General features: G+C 73.4%; 6 protein-coding genes and 1 pseudogene. 1 reads left to right on the top strand and 6 read right to left on the bottom strand.

Annotated features, from left to right (window positions below; all coding sequences use genetic code 11):
- Positions 1–32: 32 nt before the first annotated feature.
- From ACZ7C5_RS36700 to ACZ7C5_RS36675, 6 genes are all read right to left on the bottom strand, one after another.
- Entirely contained in the window at positions 33–1,088 is a 1,056-nt protein-coding gene (locus ACZ7C5_RS36700; protein WP_401088514.1) for a zinc-binding dehydrogenase, read from the bottom strand.
- Complete coding sequence (locus tag ACZ7C5_RS36695; protein WP_470324371.1) at positions 1,085–2,749, bottom strand: phytoene desaturase family protein; 1,665 nt, start codon at positions 2,747–2,749, stop codon at positions 1,085–1,087. Before ACZ7C5_RS36695 ends, ACZ7C5_RS36700 begins: the two co-directional genes overlap by 4 nt.
- A 29-nt stretch (positions 2,750–2,778) precedes the next feature.
- Entirely contained in the window at positions 2,779–4,548 is a 1,770-nt protein-coding gene (locus ACZ7C5_RS36690) for a phytoene desaturase family protein (protein WP_470324349.1), read from the bottom strand.
- Complete coding sequence (locus tag ACZ7C5_RS36685; protein ID WP_470324348.1) at positions 4,535–13,783, bottom strand: non-ribosomal peptide synthetase/type I polyketide synthase; 9,249 nt, start codon at positions 13,781–13,783, stop codon at positions 4,535–4,537. Before ACZ7C5_RS36685 ends, ACZ7C5_RS36690 begins: the two co-directional genes overlap by 14 nt.
- 73 nt (positions 13,784–13,856) lie before the next feature.
- Complete coding sequence (locus tag ACZ7C5_RS36680) at positions 13,857–14,714, bottom strand: sterol desaturase family protein (protein ID WP_401088520.1); 858 nt, start codon at positions 14,712–14,714, stop codon at positions 13,857–13,859.
- Positions 14,715–15,021: 307 nt separating this feature from the next.
- On the bottom strand, positions 15,022–16,440 hold the full coding sequence (locus tag ACZ7C5_RS36675; RefSeq protein ID WP_401088522.1) for a helix-turn-helix domain-containing protein: 1,419 nt from the start codon (positions 16,438–16,440) through the stop codon (positions 15,022–15,024).
- Between the two features lie 346 nt (positions 16,441–16,786).
- On the opposite strand from ACZ7C5_RS36675, the pseudogene ACZ7C5_RS36670 reads away from it, so the two are divergent.
- Positions 16,787–17,862 (top strand): annotated as a pseudogene (locus tag ACZ7C5_RS36670) (peptidase M28); the annotation flags it as partial.

The raw sequence follows: 17,862 nt of genomic DNA, 5'->3' as shown, positions 1-17,862 counted from the left end.
CCCGCGGCCTCCCCCGCCGGAGGCCGCCCCGGTCAGAGCTCGACCAGCACCTTCCCCCGGCTGGCCGAGCGGTCCAGGTAGAGGCCGCGGTAGGCCGCCGGGATGCTGTCGAACCCCTGGTGCACGGTCTCCTGGTACGTCAGCTCCCCGCTGCTCACCAGGGCCCCGAGGTCCCGCCGCAGCGCGGCCCAGTTCTCCTCGGTGAACCACTCCAGCGAGAAGATGCCGCGGATCGTGGTCCGCGGGAACATGATCATCGGCAGCAGCCGCGGCCCCGCCCAGTCCCCGCCGACCTGGCTCCCCCACTGCCAGCAGACGGCCACCCGGCTCTCCACCGCGAGCATCCCGAAGACCACGTCGGTCAGCACCCCGCCGAGGCTGTCGAAGTACCGGTCGATGCCGTCCGGCGCCAGCTCGGCCAGTTCCTTCTCCAGCCGCTCGGGCTCGTCGCCGTCGCGGTACAGCAGCACCCCGTCGAAGCCCAGCTCCCACAACCGGGCCGCCTTCTCCGGCGACGCCGTGGTGCCGATCACCCGCCCGCCCCGGTGCTTCGCCAGCTGCCCGACCAGCGAACCGACCGCCCCGGAGGCACCGCTGACCAGCACCGTCGACCCCGGGCGCACGTCGAGGAACTTCTCGACCGTCCCCCAGGCCGTCATCCCCGGCCCGCCCAGGACGCCGAGCGCGGTGGTCAGCGGCAGGGTCTCGTCGTAGTGCGAGGGGTCCAGCCGGCGGAAGGCCGGGAAGACCATCGGGAAGGTGCCGGTCTGCCAGAGCCGCTGCTCGCCGTTGCTGACCAGGTGGGTGCGCCAGCCGCCGAAGCCCTGCACCAGGTCGCCGACCGCGAAGCGCGCGGCCGGCCCCGCCTCCACCACCTCCATGATCGAGTCCGCGCCCATGTGATCACCGATCGGGGTGTCCAGCGCGATGCCCTGGAGGTACGGGTCCACCGAGACGTACCGGGTGCGCAGCAGCATCTCGTCCTCGGCGAGCCCGACGTCCACCTCCTCCACGACCTTCCGGTACATCCGGTCGACGTCCGGCACACCGTCCACGTGCTCCCGGACGACCCACTTCTCGATCCTCACGAGGTGACTCCAAACTGCCGGTCGGAGGGGCCGACCGGTTCGATGAGCAGGGTGGGCAGGGGTGCGCTGTCGTCCACCTCGGCGGTGAACGGTTTGCCGTCGTCCCGGCAGATGAACTGGACGACGTGCCGGCCGGCCGCGGCCGCCCTGATCAGCCCGCCGGTGGTCGCCCAGACTCCTGAGAGGTAGAAGTTCGCGAGGCCGGGCAGCCCCGGGCCGTTGCGCTTGACCTCCTCCTCCAGGGTCTCGCCGCTCTCCACGAAGGGCTGCCAGCCCAGCACCGTGCCGTTGTAGTTGCCGGTGTAGCGGACCTGGGTGAGCGGGGTGGAGACGTCCTTGACGGCCACCGCCTCGCTCAGCCCGGGGTGGTGGCCGTCCAGGAACTCGACGATGGTGTCGCGCACCCGGCGCTTCTCCCGCTGGTACTCCCGCCCCCGGCCGACCGGCAGGGTGTGCAGCTCCTCGCCGCGCCGTACCCGGGGCGTCTGCTCCGGTCCGGTGCTCAGCTCCCGCCAGGGCTCGATGTCGCAGAAGTAGCTGGCGTACACCACGGTGGTGTCGGCGGGCGACAGCTCCGGGTAGTGCCGGCTGCGGAACTGGACGTTGATGCTCGGGTGCCGGATGCCGGTGAGCCGCTCGGCGACCTCGTCCTCCAGCAGGTAGGTGGTGCACGGGTCCCCTGCGGGGAAGGGCCGGCGCAGGCCGAGGAAGACCGTCATGTAGCCGGGGAAGACCATGCCCGGCTCGGAGATGGTCTGGGTGTACAGCCGGCGGTAGGTGTCGCTCAGGTAGCGGCCCTTGAGCAGGTCCATCATGGTGGTCCGCCCGTCGCAGGCGGCCACCACGATGTCGGCCCGCACCTCCTGGCCGTCGCTCAGCCGCACCCCCACCGCCCGGTCGTCCTCGACCAGGACCTCGGTCACCTTGGTGTTGTACGTGATCTCGCCGCCCAGCCGCCGGTAGCGCTGCTCGATCGACTGCGCCAGCCCCAGCGAGCCGCCCTCCGGCACCCCGGCCGACTGCCCGGCGTGGCAGGCGAGCTGGAAGTAGTTGGGCAGCACCGGGAAGTTGGGATGCTTCTCGTACAGGATGAAGTTGAACGCCTCGCGCAGCAGCGGGCTCCTGAACCGCGCCGAGTAGTCGCTCATCAGTACCGTGATCGAGCGCCGGATCACGTTGAAGTACGGCAGGAAGGAGGCGAGCATCCGCGTCCGCTCCCACCGGCCCATCAGTCCGACCGGCTTGAGGAAGGGGTAACGGGCCAGCGCCAGACGGAACTTGCGGAGCCCCGCGCAGAACTGCCGGATCTGCCGGGCGTCCTCCGGGGCGAGGTCCAGCAGGTGGGCCTCCAGCCGGTCCGGGTCGGAGTAGAAGTAGACCGCCCGGCCGTCCCGGGTGCGCACCACGTTGAAGACGTCGAAGTTGCGCATCCGCTTGCCCTGCAGCGCGCCGAGTTCGAGCCAGATCTGGTGCATCTCGTTGCCGGGGCCGCTGCCCAGCAGCCAGCTGATGCAGCAGTCGAAGGTGAACTCGCCGCGGTCCCAGCCGGTGCAGCAGCCGCCGGGGATCTCGTGCATCTCCAGGATCCGGGTGCGGTAGCCGTTCATCTGCGCGTAGCAGCCGGTGGAAAGGCCGCCGAGCCCCCCGCCGATGATGACCATGCTCCGCCGGTCGCCGGTCGTCGTCCCGCTCACTCCGCCACTCCCACTTCCGCCACTCCCGGTTCCGGCACGCCCACGCCCGGCACGCCCGCTTCCGGCGGTCCCTCGTCGGCCGCTCCCGGTTCCGGCAGTCCCACGGTGGCCCGTCCGAGTTGCGGCAGGCGGCCCCACTTGCCCGGGTGCCAGGGTTCCCGGTTGTCGCTGGGCCAGGCCCGGAACGGCACGCCCAGCTCCCGGCAGAGGTACTGCGCGGCGAACCGGCCGCTGGTGGCGGCCCGGATCAGCCCGCCGAGCGCGGTCCACTGGCCCGCCATGGAGAAGCCGCTCAGCCCGGGCAGCCGCATCCGGTCCCGGTTGACCAGCCGGTTCACGGCGTCCTCGGCCTCGGAGAAGGCCTGCCAGGCCAGGATGCTGCCGTAGGTGTTGCCGGTGAACCGCTCGGTGGTCACCGGTGAGGCGACGTCCACGAGTTCGATCCGCCGGCCGAGCCCGGGGTACGTCCGCTCCAGGAACTCCCGGACGAACACGGCGACTTCCTGCTTGCGGGCCCGGTACGCCCGGCGGTCGCCGGTCCGCAGGTCCTTCCAGGAGCGGTAGTCGCTGAAGTAGGTGCAGTGCAGCACCGACTTGCCCGGCGGCGCGAAGCCGTCCGCGTAGGAGGAGCGCAGCTGCACCACCAGGCTGCGCTGGAGCGTGCCGGGCAGCCGGTCGCCGTCCTCAGGGGACAGCAGGTAGGTGGTGCTGTGCGGCTCGCCCTCGGGCAGCGGGCCGTCGATGCCGACGAAGGCGGAGACCACCGCCGGGTAGAGGTTGCCCGGCTTGTCGAGCAGTTCGCCGTACAGCTTCTCGGTGGCGGGGCTGGAGTAGCGGCCCTCCAGCAGCCGGTCGAGCACCGTCGGGCCGTCGCAGGCGGCCACCACGTGGTCGGCGTAGTGCCGTGAGCCGTCCTTGAGTTCCACCCCGATCGCGCGCCCGTCCTCGATCAGGATGCGCTCGGCCCGGCGGCGGTAGCCGATCACCCCGCCGAGCGAGGTGTAGCGCTCCTCCACCGAGCGGGCCAGCCCGAGCGAACCGCCCTGCGGGAAGCCCGCGTTGCCGTTGTGCGCGGCCGCCAGGGTGTACAGGTACGGCAGCAGCGGGAAGCCCGCGGGCTCCTGGAGGAACATGTTGGGGAAGGCCCGCCGCAGCAGCGGGTCCTGGAAGCGCTCGGCGAAGCCGCTCATCGGGGTGGTGGCGGTGCGCCAGAACAGCCGGAACGCGGGCAGCACGGCGCGCAGGGTGCGCAGCCGTTCCGCCGTGGTGCGCAGCGGCGGCGGGGTGAGGTCCCAGGGCAGCTCGGTCGCGGCGAAGCGGCGCAGGTCCCGGCAGAAGGCCCGGATCGGCTTGGCGTCGCCGGGCGCGACGGCCAGCAGGTGGGCCTCCAGCCGGTCCGGGTCGCCGTAGAAGGTGACGGCCCTGCCGTGTTCGTCGACCACCCGGTTGAAGGTGTCGAAGAGGGTCACCGACTTGCCGTCCAGGGCGCCGAGTTCGCTCCAGACCTGGTGTGCGCCGGTGCCCTCGGCGGTGCCGATCAGCCAGTCGATGCAGTAGTCGAAGAGGTAGCCGTGCCGGGACCACGCGGTGCAGCAGCCGCCGGGCAGCACGTGTTTCTCGAAGATCCGGGTCTCCAGGCCGCTCATCTGCGCGTAGCAGCCGGTGGCGAGGCCGGCCAGGCCGGCCCCGATCACGATGACCCGGGGCGGGCCGCCGGGGGCCCGCTCCCTGGTGGACCAGTCGGGTCCGCGGTCAGCCGCGGGCATCGGTGGTGCCCCCGGCCAGGATGGCGCCCGCCAGTTCGGCGTTGCGGGCCGCGAAGTCCCCGTCGAGCATCTCGGCGTGGACGCCGTGGCCGACGTACACCGCGGTTCCGGTGGTGGAGGCGCCGTGCCAGGAGCCCGGTTCGCCGCCCACGTGCACGGACAGCCGCTCGCGTTCGCAGACCACGTCCAGCTGGGCCGTCACCGTGCCGGTGTTGGGCGTGCGGCTGCAGAACTCCAGGTAGTCCCTGGCCTGTTCGAGGGTCTCCCGGGCGACGATCCGCGAGCCGGTGTGGCGGTGCAGGTGCTCGTGGAGTTCGCGTTCGAAGACGGCCAGGTGTTCCTCGCCGAGGTCGAAGGCCTCGGTGACCCGGTAGGCGTCCACCATCAGCACCGAGCCGACGGCGCGTCCGCGCCGTTCCAGTTCCTTGGCCACCTCGAAGGCCAGGTTGCCGCCGAGCGAGTAGCCGAGCAGGACGTACGGCCCGGAGGCGTGCAGCTGCTCGACCAGGTCCGCGTAGCGGGCCGTCTTGTCGTCGCCGGTCAGGTAGTTGAACGCGGCGATCCGGTGCTCGGGCAGGTGCGCGGCGAGCTGCCGGTAGACCAGCCCGTGGCCGCCGGCCGGCGGGAAGCAGAAGACCGTGCGGTCCTCGGGTGCCTCGGGGTTGAACCGGAGGTAGGGCTCGCCGCCGGCCACCTCGCCGGTGATGATCTGCTCGACGGTGCGGGCCATGCCGTGCAGGGTGGTGACCTTGAACAGCAGGCCGACCGGGATGGCGATGTTGAACTCGCTCTGGAGGTGGTGGATCAGTTCGATGAGCCGGATCGAGCTGCCGCCGAGCTCGAAGAAGTCGTGCTGGAGACCGACTTCCGCCAGGCCGAGGAGGTTCTTCCAGTGCTCGGCGACGCTGGTCTCGTAGAGCGTGACGGGCGGTTCGTGCCGGGCCCCCGCGGTGTCGGCCTTCGGTTCGGGCAGCGCCGCGAGGTCCACCTTGCCGTTCGGGGTGAGCGGCAGGGCGGGCAGCTCGGTGAGGTAGGAGGGGATCATCACGGTGGGCAGGTGCTCGGCCAGGTGGCGGCGCAGTTCGCGGCGGTCCAGTGTGGTGCCCTCGGCGGGCACCACGTAGGCGGCGAGCACGGCCTCGCCCCTGGTGTCCTGGCGGACCGCCACGCAGGCCTGGGCGAGTTCGGGGCGGGCGGTGAGGTGGGCCTCGATCTCGCCCAGCTCGATCCGGTGGCCGCGGACCTTGACCTGGTTGTCGATCCGGCCGAGCAGGTGCACGGTGCCTTCGGTGTCCCAGTGGCCGAGGTCGCCGGTGCGGTAGAGCCGCAGGGGCGTGCCGTCGGGTTCCAGGGTGACGAAGCGGCCGGCGGTCTGCTCGGGGTCGTTGGGGTAGCCGGCGGCGACGCCGGCGCCGCCGATCCACAGCTCGCCGGGCACGCCCACCGGGACGGGCTCGCCGTAGGGGTCGAGGATGTACACCGCGCTGTTCGGGAACGGCCGGCCGATCGGCACCATCCGGCCGGGTTCCAGCCGCTCGGCCGCGCCCTCGTAGTAGGTGCTGTCGACGCTGGCCTCGGTCAGTCCGTAGGAGTTGACCAGCCTGGTCCGCGGGCCGCACAGGGCGCGCACCCGCCGGTGCTCGGCGGCCTTCCAGGAGTCGGATCCGACGATCAGCAGCCGCAGGAAGTCCAGCGTCAGGCCGTCGCGCTCGCAGTGCGCCAGCAGCGCGCGGGCCACCGCGGGCACGAACTCGCCGCCGTCCACGGCCTCCTCGCGCATCACCCGGTACAGCCGGGCGGTGTCGAAGAGCAGCTCGCGGTCGACCAGTACGAGGGTGCCGCCGGTGCTGAGCGCCCGGGCGAGGTCGCCGGAGAACACGTCGAAGGCGGTGCCGGCCATCTGGAGGTGCACCCGGACGTCGGTGTCCAGCCGGTACTCGGCGCGCCAGCCCGCGGTGACGGCGGCCAGGTTGCGGTGGTCGACCCTGACCCCCTTCGGGCGGCCGGTGGAGCCCGAGGTGTGGATCACGTAGGCGGCCCGGTCCGGGTCGGCGGCGGGCAGCGGCACCGCGGTGCCCGCGGGCCGGTCCAGCTCCTCCAGGGTGACCGGCGTGGCGGGCAGCGCGGCCGGCAGCGGGCGCCGCTGGTCGACCACCACCAGCGCGGCTCCCGCGTCGGCCACCTGGTGGGCGATCCGGTCGGCCGGGTGGCCGGGGTCGAGCGGCAGGTAGGCGGCGCCGGCCCGCCAGATCGCCAGCAGGACGGTGATCAGCTCGGGCGACTTGTCCAGGCAGACCGCGACCACCGAGCCCTCGCCGACGCCGAGTTCGCGCAGCCGTACGGCGGTGCGCTGGGAGCGCCGGTCCAGTTCCCCGTAGGTCAGCCGGCGGATCCGGTCCCGGCCCGGCGCGACCACGGCGATGGCCTCCGGCCGCTCGGCGGCGGCCTTGGCGATCAGCTCCGGCACCGGGGTGTCGTGCTCGATCCGGCGTTCGGCACCGCTGAAGCCGGTGAGGATCTCGCGGCGTTCGGCCTCGCCCAGCATCCGCAGCCGTCCGACCGGCTCCGCCCCGGCCGAGCGGGTCATGGCGTCCAGCAGGTTGCGGTAGTGGGCGGCGAGCCGTCGGACGGTGGCGGGCTCGAAGAGGTCGGAGTTGTACTTGAAGACGCAGTGGAAGCAGTCGTCCGCGCGGTCCTCGTAGGCGGACAGTGTGAGGTCGAACTGCCCTTCCTCCTCCGGAAGTTCGATGTACTCCAGGCGGTAGCCGAAGCGCTCCACGGCGACCTTGTGGGTGAGCAGGATGAACATCGCCTGGAACACCGCGGAGCGGCTCGGGTCGTGCTGGAGCCCCAGCTGCTCGACCAGCAGCGGGAAGGGGTACTCCTGGTTGTCCAGACCCCCGAGCACGCTCTCGCGCACCCTGGCCAGCAGCTCGGCCACCGTCGGCTCCCCCGCCAGACTCACGTGCAGCGGCAGGGGGTTGACGAAGTAGCCGTAGACGGAGGCGAACTCCTCCTGGGTGCGGCCGGTGACCGGGCTGCCGACCACGACGTCCGGCTGCCCGGACCACCGGTGCAGCAGCAGGTAGTAGGCGCCGAGCAGCACCATGAACGGGGTGGCTCCGTTCGCGCGGGCCAACTCGTGGACCCTGGAGGTGAGTTCGGCGTCCAGCCGGAAGAACTCGGAGGCGCCGTTGTGGGTCTGCACGGCCGGGCGCGGCTTGTCGGTGGGAAGCGCCAGCACCGGCATCCCGGCCGGCAGGCGTTCGCGCCAGTAGTCGAGCATCCGCCGCGCCTCGGGCCCGGCCAGGAAGCGGTTCTGGTGGTTGAGGAAGTCCAGGTAGCGGGCGGGCACCGGGGGCAGTTCCGGGGCGCGGCCCTGGCGCAGCGCCTCGTAGACCTCGAACAGCTCCTCGATGAAGGTGAAGGTGGAGATCGCGTCCGAGACGATGTGGTGGACGGCCTTCATCAGTACCCAGCGGTCCGGCCCGCGCCGGAACAGCCGCAGCCGCACCAGCGGGTCCTCGGCGAGGTCGTACGGCCGCCGGTACTCGCGGACGATCAGCTCGTGGATCTCCTCCCACGGCCGGCCCTCGACGTCGAACAGCCCGGTGTCGGCCTCGGCCTCGGCCTCGGCCCGGATGTGCTGGACGGGGCGGCCCTCCTCCGCGGTGAAGGCGGCGCGCAGCTCGGGGTGCCGGGCGACCAGGAAGCGGAAGGCCGCGAACATCAGCTCCGGGTCGAGCTCCGCGCGCACCTCGACGGCGCCGCCGATGTTGTACGCGAAGCCGTCCGGGTGCAGCAGGCGCAGGAACCAGAGCGCCTGCTGGTTGTGGGTGAGCGGGTGGCGGGACTCGTCGGTGTACAGCTCCACCTCGGCCTCGGCCGGGCCGCCGTCGGTGGCGAGCCGCTCGGCCAGGCCCTCGGTGAGCAGGTCGGCCAGGTCGCCGACGGTGCCGTTGCCGAGCAGGGCCACCACCGGCAGGGCGACGCCCAGTTCGCCGTGCACCCGGGCGCGCAGCTCCATCGCGAGCAGCGAGTCCAGGCCGTGGGCGCCGAGCCTGGTGTCCCGGTCGATCCGCTCGGCACCGATCCGCAGGACGGCCGCGGCGGCGGCGGTGAGCCGCTCGGTGACCAGTTCGGACCGGGTCTGCGGGTCGGCCGCGCGGTAGGCGTCCAGGAAGCCGCCGGTCTCGGCCGGGGCCTGCTCGGCGGCGTTCGCCGCCAGGTCGGCGACCAGCGGCGGCGGCGCCGGGTACCAGGCGAGGAAGGTCGGCCAGTCGACCACGGTGGCGACCAGCAGCTGGGCGCGGTCCTGGCCGAGGACGCGCTCCAGGACGGCCGTTCCGGCGTCCGGCGGCAGCGAGCTCATGCCGCGGGCGTCGCGGTAGTGGGCGACCAGGCCCAGTTCCTCGATCATGCCGGTGGCCCAGGGGCCCCAGTCCAGGCTGAGCCCGGGCAGCCCGTCGGCCCTGCGGTGGTGGGCGAGGGCGTCCAGGAAGGCGTTGCCGGCCGCGTAGTTGGTCTGCCCCGCGGTGGTGAGCAGCGAGGCGACGGAGGCGAAGAGCACGAAGTGGTCGAGCGGTTCGTCGCTCAGCAGCCGGTGCAGCAGGTGGCCGCCGACCACCTTGGGGGTGTAGCCGGCGTCGAAGGACGGCCGGTCCATCTGGGCCAGCAGGGTGTCCTTGACCTGCCCGGCGAGGTGGAACACGCCCCGGATCGGCGGGCGCTGGCGCTGCCGGTAGTCGGCGAGCCAGTCCGCGAGGGCGGCCTCGTCGGTGACGTCCACCGGGGCGATCAGCGGTTCGGCGCCGAGCGCCTGGAGTTCGCGCAGGAAGGCGATCCGCTCGCCGGCCGGGGTGTCCGGGTCGGTGTGCGCCCACTGGGAGCGCTCGGGCAGCGCGGTGCGGCCGACCAGGATCAGCCGCCGGGCGCCGCGCCGGACGAGGGTGCGGCAGAGCAGCCGGCCGAGGGCGCCGAAGGCCCCGGTGACCAGGTAGCTGCCGTCGGGGCGCAGGACCGGCGGCAGCGGGCGGGTGAGGCCCTCGGCCTGCCGCAGCCGGCTGGTGAGCCTGGCACCGGCCCGCAGCGCGATCTCCTGCTCGTCGTGGGCGGCGAGTTCGGCGAGCAGTGCCTCGGCCTGGTCGGCGGCGCCGACGGCCGGGTCGAGGTCGATCAGGGTGCCGCGCTGGGCGACCAGCTCCTGCTGCCACAGCACCCGGCCGATGCCCCAGGCGGGGGCGCCGAGCGGTTCGACCCGGTCGCCGGGGACGGCGGGCTGGGTGCCCCGGGTGACGATGTGCAGCCGGCCGTCCGGGCGGGCGGCGGGCAGGGCCTGGGCGAGGGTGATCAGGGAGTAACCGCCGAGGGCGGCGAGCGGGCCGAGCCGGTCCGCGGCGGTGGCGGCCAGCGCGGGCTGGTCGAGGTTCCAGAGGTGGACGACGGTGCCGAAGCCCGGGCCGAGGTCGGCGAGCAGCCGCTGGACGTCCTCGGCGGAGTCGGGCCGTACGGTCGAGTGCCCGTCGCCGTGCCGGTACCCGGTGCCGGGCCTGACCAGGTGGCAGCGGGTGCCGCGCTCGGCGGCCAGTGCGGCCAGCCGCTCGGCGAGACCGCCCTCGTCGGCGAAGAGCAGCAGGTCGCCGACGGTCCCCTCGGTGGCCGGCTCGGGTGCGGCCACCCAGGCGACCTCGGTGAGCCAGCCGTCGATGGTGGCGAGCCCCACGGAGGCCGGGGCCTGGGCGACGTCGGCGACCCGGAAGCCGGTGATCCTGCCGACCGGGGTGCCGTCCTCGGCGTGGAGCGCGAGGTCGCCGACGAGTTCCTCGCCGCTGTCCCGGGTGACGGTGGCGTGCACCCACAGCGGGCGGTCGCCGATCTCGTCGAGCCTGACCTCCTCGATCGAGACCGGCAGCCGGACGCTGCCGTCCTCGGGCGCGTCCAGCCGGGTGGCGAGCAGGGCCTGGAAGCAGCCGTCCAGCAGCACCGGGTGCAGGTGGTGGCCGGCCGCGTCCGGGCCGAGCTGTCCGGTCGGCCGGATCCGGGCGAGCGCCTCGCCCCGGCCCGTCCACACCTCGGCGACGGTCTGGAAGGCCGGTCCGTAGTGGTAGCCGCGCTCGGCCAGCTGCCGGTAGCAGTCCGGCCCGTCGAGGTGCCGTCCGCGGGCGCGCAGCGCGTCCACGTCCAGGGCGGGCCCGTACGAGCGGCGCTGGCCGGTGCGGACCCGGCCGCTCGCGTGCACGCCCGGCTCGCCGCCGGCCGGGGTGGAGGTGACGGTGAAGCGGGCGTCCTCGGGCGCGTAGCCGAACTGGACCGGGACGGGCTCGGTATCGGAGAGGAACAGCGCCCGGTTCAGCTCGATCTCGGCCAGCGTCACGTCGGTGCCGCCGGTCAGGGTACGGACGGCCTGGGCGGCCATCTCCAGGTACCCGGCGGCCGGGAAGACCACCTGGCCCTCGATCCGGTGGTCGCTCAGGTAGGGCAGCCGCTCGGGGTCGAGCGCGCTGGTCCAGCCTGGCTGGGCGCTCGCGGTGCGGCGGCCGAGCAGCGGGTGGTCGAGCCGTCCGAGCCGGACCTGCTCGACCGGCTTGGGCTCCACCCAGTAGCGGTCGCGCCGCCACGGGTAGGCGGGCAGTGGCACCGGGCGGCCGGCCGGGTGCAGCGCGTTCCAGCTCAACTCGACGCCGAGGGTGTGGAGTTCGGCAAGGCTGCGGGCGAAGCGCTCGGGCTCGTCCTGTTGCCGGCGGATCGACGGGAGGGTGTGCGTCTGCTCGGCGCACTCACGGATCGCGTGGCCGAGCACCGGGTGCGGGCCGAGCTCCAGGAACAGCCCGTGCCCGTCCTCGGCCATCCGCTCGACGGCGGCCCGGAAGCGCACCGGGTTGCGGACGTTCTGCCACCAGTACGCGCCGTCCAGCTCCGGCCCGCGGGCGAGCCCCTCGCGGGCGGTCAGGTAGAGCGGGAGCCGCGCCTCCTGCGGCTTGATGACGGTGAGCGCGGCGACCAGTTCGTCCCGGATCGGGTCCATCCGCACGCTGTGGTAGGGGACTTCGACGTCCAGCAGGCGGGCGAAGACGCCCTGCTGCCGCAGTTCCCCGGCCAGCTCGCGCAGCGCCTCGGTGTCCCCGGCCAGGGTCACCGCGGAGGGGCTGTTGACCGCGCCGAGCGAGACCTGGCTGCGGTACGGGCGGATCCGGCGCTCGGCCTCGGCCTCCGGCAGGCCGACCGCGAGCATGGTGCCGGTGCCGGCCAGGCGCTGCTGGAGCCGGCTGCGGGCGAGCACCACCCGCACGGCGTCGGCCAGGTCGTACACCCCGGCCTCGTGGAAGGCGGCGACCTCGCCGGTGCTGTGGCCGACGACCGCGTCGGGGCGCAGGCCGTGGCTCCGCCAGAGCGCCGAAAGCCCCACCTGGACGGCGAAGTTGGCGGGCTGGGCGAGCCAGGTCTCGGCCATCCTGGAGTCCGCCTCGTCGCGGCCCAGCTCGGTCAGCAGCGACCAGCCGGCCTGCGCGCGGATCTCCCGGTCGACGGCCTGCACGGCCTCGCGGTAGACCGGCTCGTGCTCGTGGAGCCCCCGGCCCATCCCCCACCACTGCGGGCCCATGCCGGTGAACACCCAGGCCAGGCGGCGCTGCCGGCGCTCCCTGGCGCGGCCCTGGACCACCCGCGGGTGCTCCTCGCCGCGCTCGCACGCGGCCAGCGCCTCGTCCAGGTCCTCCCGGGTGGAGTAGACCACGCCGAGCCGCTCGGGCAGGTGCTGGCGGCGGTGCGCCAGGGTGTGGCCGAGGTCGGCCAGGGACGTCCCGCCGGCCAGCTCCTGCCGTACGGCGGCGGCCAGTTCGGGCAGTCCCGCGGTGTCCTTGGTGCTCAGCGGCAGCACCGTACGGGCCGGCTCGGCCACCGGCACGACGGGGCCCGCCTGCGGCGGTTCCTCCAGCAGGACGTGGGCGTTGGTGCCGCCGAACCCGAAGGAGTTGACGCCGGCCCTGGCCGGGCCCCGGTGCTCGGGCCACTCGACCGGGGCGGTCGGGATCTCGAACGGCAGCGCGGCCAGGTCGATGCCGGGGTTGGGCCGCTCCAGGTTGAGGTGCGGCGGGATGCGGCGGTGCCTGAGCGCGAGCGCGGTCTTGATCAGCCCGGCGACGCCGGCCGCCGCCTCGGTGTGCCCGATGTTGGTCTTCACCGAGCCGACGTAGCAGCGGTCCCCGGCGCGGCGGCCGATGCCGAGCACCCGGCCGAGGGCCGCGGCCTCGATCGGGTCGCCGACCGGGGTGGAGGTGCCGTGCGCCTCGACGTACTGGAGACTGCCGGGCAGCACCCCGGCCTCGGCGCAGACCCGTTCGATCAGGGTGACCTGGGCGTCCGCGCTGGGGACGGTGATGCCGTTGGTGCGGCCGTCCTGGTTGACGCCGCTGCCGAGGATGACGGCGTGCACCGGGTCCCCGTCGCGCAGCGCGTCGGAGAGCCGCTTGAGCACGACCACACCGACGCCCTCGGCCCGGACGTAGCCGTCGGCGGAGGCGTCGAAGGCGCGCGAGCGGCCGTCCGCGGACAGGAAGCCGCCCTTGGTCTCGGCGATCGTGTACTGCGGCGCCATGTGCAACAACGCACCGCCGGCCAGGGCGAGTTCGGTCTCGCCGCGGAGCAGGCTCTGGCAGGCCAGGTGCACCGCGACCAGGGAGGAGCTGCACGCGGTGTCGATCGAGACGCTCGGCCCGCGGAAGTCGAAGCAGTGCGAGATCCGGTTGGACACCATCGTCATCATGGTGCCGGTGGCGGTGTGCGCGGCGATGGTGTCGAAGGCGAGGTCGGCGAACTGGAGGATCTTCCAGTCGAGGGTGAAGGCGCCCATGTAGACGCCGACCTCCCGGCCGGCCAGTGCGCCGGGGCGCAGGCCGCCGTCCTCCAGGGCCTCCCAGCTGACCTCCAGGAGCTTGCGCTGCTGCGGGTCCATGTGCTCGGCCTCGCGCGGGCTGATCCCGAAGAAGTCCGGGTCGAAGGTGTCGAATCCGTCGATGTAGCCGCCCCGGCCGCCGATCAGCCGCCCCGGCTTGGCCCGGTCCCTGCTGCCCAGGGTCGCGGTGTCGTAGCGGTCGGCTGGCGTCTCGGTGAGACAGTCCCGGCCCTCGATCAGGTTGCGCCAGTAGGAACGGTGGTCGTTGGCGTGTCCCGGCAGGCGGCAGCCGATACCGGTGATCGCGATGCGCTCGCGGGGCACGGCGAAGGGCGAGGAAGTCATGATCCAATCCGAGGGTGATGGCGTGGCGCCGGGGACGCGGTCAGGTGGAGGCGGCCTCGCGGTGGCCGGGGTTTCAGGCGGACTGCTCGGTGGTCTTGGCCCGGCGCCACGGGTGCAGCAGAGTGGCGCCGAACTCCCCGGTGGCGGGGAACGCGGCCGGGTCGGTGAGGCCGACGGCCTTCGGCACTCTGCCGGGCCGCCAGGTGAAGCTCCCGAACACGTGATCCCAGAGCGAGAGGTCGGAGGCGTAGTGGCCGGCTTCGGCGAGGTCGGTGCTGTGGTGCAGGCGGTGGAGTTCCGGGCCGGCCAGGATATGGCCGAGCGGGCCGATTCGGACTTCGATGTTCGCGTGGACGAAATACCCCTGAGCCAGGACGAATATTCCGACCACGAACACTGAATCCGGTGAGAAGCCGATGAGCGCCAGCGACAGTTGGACCACGGACTGCGCGGCGAACACGTCCAGGAAATGATTCACGCCGTTGTTCGAGACGTTCACCTTCCCCGGGACGTGGTGCACCCCGTGCAGCCGCCAGAGCCACCGGTTGCGGTGGGACCAGCGGTGCACGAGGTAGTCGCCGAGCGAGCCGACCAGCAGCGCGAGTGGGATCTCCACCGCGAACGGCAGCGCCGGACGGGCCGGGCCGAGCAGTACCACCAGCGTCGCGACCAGCCCCTGGGCCAGTCCGCCGCCGACCATGCTCAGCGCGAAGTAGACGCTGTACCAGCCGAGTTCGCGACGATTCGGATGCCAGTCGGTCCGGTACGGGATGACCCGTTCCAGGACCGCCAGGTAGGCGATGACGGCGATCAGAAAGAGCGAGGAGACCCGGTCCGTCGCCCAGTGGAAGTGCAGGGTCGCAACGGCCGTGCACAGCACACCCAGGAGCAGGAGCGGATGGGCGAGCCGGCGGGCAATGGCTGACAGCACGCGCCCCCCGTTCTTCGCGAACTAACGACTGGAAACGTCAGAGACTCTAGCGGCAGATCTGCGTCGTGACAGTCATTCGACGTGTTAACTCCATGAATGACCCGATCGGCGGACTATACGCGCACAAAGTTGACGTTTGGGCGGCGCAAAGGGGGCGCATTGTGTGAATTACGCGGGAGTTGCCGGGGTGCGACCGCCGTCGTTCCAGCAGGTGAGCGCCGTCGCACGCCCCTTCTGCGCCGCCCTGCGCCGCCCTCGTTCCGGCCAACCGGGCACCGGACGTCACGGTCCCCAGGACGGCCGTCGGTCAGGAGCGGGCCGGTTCCGTCAACCGGTGTGCGGCGCGGGGCGCGTGCGCCGCGAGACGGTCGCGCAGACCGCGCAGCTCGTACTCGACGAGCGCGGGCAGGGCGGTGGCCCCGGTCGCCTCCAGGGCGGGGGCGAGCAGTTCGACGGCCGCCTCCGGATCGTGCGCGCAGACCAGGCAGTCGGCCGCCCGGACGACGAAGAGCAGTCGGCTGGACGGCAGTTGGTTCGGGCCGAGCAGGCCGAGGGCGGTCTCGGTGGCGCGCAGCGCCCGGCGGGCCAGCCGGGGGTCGTCGGTGGCCGCGGCGAGGTCACGCAGCGCGGCCGCCGCGGCGGACTCCACCCGCATCCGCATCGAGGCGATGGAGAGCCAGGGCACGTCGGCCTCGTCCTCCGCTCCGATGTGGTCCAGGTGCGCCCGGGCCAGCCCGATCTCCCGGACGGTCGCCCTGACCTCCCCGGTCAGGGCGTACGCCCTGGCCCGACTGATCCGGCCCATCGCGCCGGCCCAGGGCCGGCCGGGGGCGGCCCGTTCGATCTCGCCCGCGTAGCCGAGGGCGGCGACCGGATCGCCGTCCAGCCGGGCCAGGATGCTCATGTCGCTGAGCGTGCCGACCAGGGTGGCCCGGTCGGAGGCCAGCCCGGCCCAGGTGAGCGCGCGGTCGTAGCAGGCCATCGCGGTGGCGTTGCGGCCGTCCTGCATCCGCAGTGCGCCCGCCGCGTGGGAGTGCTCGGCGGCCAGCCGGACCAGCGGTCCGCGCTGCGCGGCGGGGGCGGCGGCCAGCCGGGCGAGCACGGCGTGCAGGGTGCGCTCGACGGCGGCGGCCAGGCCGAGCCGGTCGCCGGTCTCGCCGGAGCGCAGGTGGGCGGCGAGCAGCCCGGTCAGGGCGTGCACGGTCTCGGCGTCCAGCGGGCGCGCGGCGGCCGGGTCGGCGAGCGCCCCGGGGGCGCAGAACTCGGCGTGCAGGGCGGCGACTTCGGCGGGTCCGGGGACCTCGCAGCCCTCGGCGCCGTGGAGCGGGCAGAGCAGGCCGTAGTCGGGCAGCCGCGGCGGAGCGGGGGCCGGCATGGGGACGGGCGTGCCGAGCGGCGCCCCGCCGGGCAGCGGGGGCCGGAGCAGCGCGGGCTGGAGGGCCTCCAGCCCGCCCAGTTCGGCGCTCTCGGCACGCTGGCAGGCCGCGCTCAGCTCGCCACCGGCTCCGAGGAGCTCGTCGATCCGGTCGGCGATCCTGGGGGTGACCCGGCGGGCGCCGTGCTCGATCCGGCTGACCGCGGTGTGGTCGTAGCCGATCCCGGCACCGAGCTGTGCCTGGGTGAGGCCGGCCCGGCGCCGCCAGTGCCGCAGCCGGGCGCCGAACTCCCGCCAGGTGTCCTGCCCCCGGCCGGTCGGCGGTGCCGGAACCCCTGTCGCGGGGGTCACACGGTTCCGCTCCACGGCTGCCTCCCGGGCGCGTCGTCCCCGGCCGGGCGCGGGGCCCGCCGACGGTTCCAGTGATTCCGACGACTCCGATGATGAGGACGGTACTCGATCGCCACCCACCCCGTACATGACGTGGTCTCAACCACTTGAAGAAAACCGCAGCTTGACGGAATTTGCCAACCCCTTGCATCGCGTGCACCAGCCATTGACCAGAGCATGACGCCGTGTGAGTGTTCGGGCACCCGAGCGCGGACGGCCCGCACGGCCGTCCCCCCAGACGCGACCCTGCGGTGCGCCACCAGCCATACCGTCCGCGGTCGAGGACCCCCACATGCGAGGAGCCTCGATGCAACGCAGGATTACCGCAGGAAGGTTGCTGACCACGGCAACCACCCTGACCGTGCTGGCCGGCATGTTCGCCGCCACCGCGGGGCCGGCCACCGCCGCGCCCACCCCCGCCACCGCGCCGCCCAGCGCTCTGGCCGCCGCCGTGAACGCCGCCGACGCCGCGGTCGCGGCCGGTTTCGACGCCCTGGCCAAGGGCACCGACGAGACGTACGAGCGCACGAACGTCACCCCGTGGGTCGGTGGCCTGTACTCCGTCGCCTACGAGCGCAGCTACCGCGGCCTGCCGGTGGTCGGCGGCGACGCGGTCGTGCTGGCCGACTCCCAGGGCACCGTCCGCGCCCTGCAGTCCGCCGCCCCCGGCCCGGTCGGCGGCTCCACCACGGCGCAGGTCAGCGCGGCGCAGGCGGAGAAGACCGCCCGCACCAAGCTGGCCTCGGTGGACTCCGTCGAGTCCCGCCGCCTGGTCGTGCGGGTCAAGGACGGCGGCAGCCGCCTGGCCTGGGAGACCGTCCTGGCCGGCCACAAGGGCGCGGCCCCCAGCCGCCTGCACGTGTTCGTGGACGCCGCGACGGGCGAGGTCGTGGACAGCTACGACGACGTCCACGCCGGCACCCTGAACAGCGAGTGGAACGGCCCCTCGCCCACCATCAGCACCACCGGTTCCGGCAGCTCCTACTCGCTGCGCGACCCGAACCGTCCGGGCCTGTCGTGTGCGGACTACAGCACCGGCCAGGTCTTCTCCAAGTCGAGTGACACCTGGGGCACCGGCAGCGCCACCAGCAAGGAGACCGGCTGCGGCGACGCGATGTTCGCCGCCCAGAAGGAATGGGACATGCTCCGCGACTGGCTCGGTCGCAACGGGCACAACGGCAACGGCGGCAGCTGGCCGGTCAAGGTCGGCCTCAACGACGTCAACGCCTACTGGGACGGCAGCACGATATCCATCGGGCACAGCCAGGCCAACAAGTGGATCGCCTCCATCGACGTCGTCGGCCACGAGTTCGGCCACGGCCTCGACCAGTTCACCCCCGGCGGCGCCAACAACGAGTCCGGCCTGGGCGAGGCCACCGGCGA

The sequence above is a fragment of the Kitasatospora sp. NPDC036993 genome (genome assembly GCF_055607525.1).
This window is presented reverse-complemented; position numbering and strand designations above follow the sequence as displayed.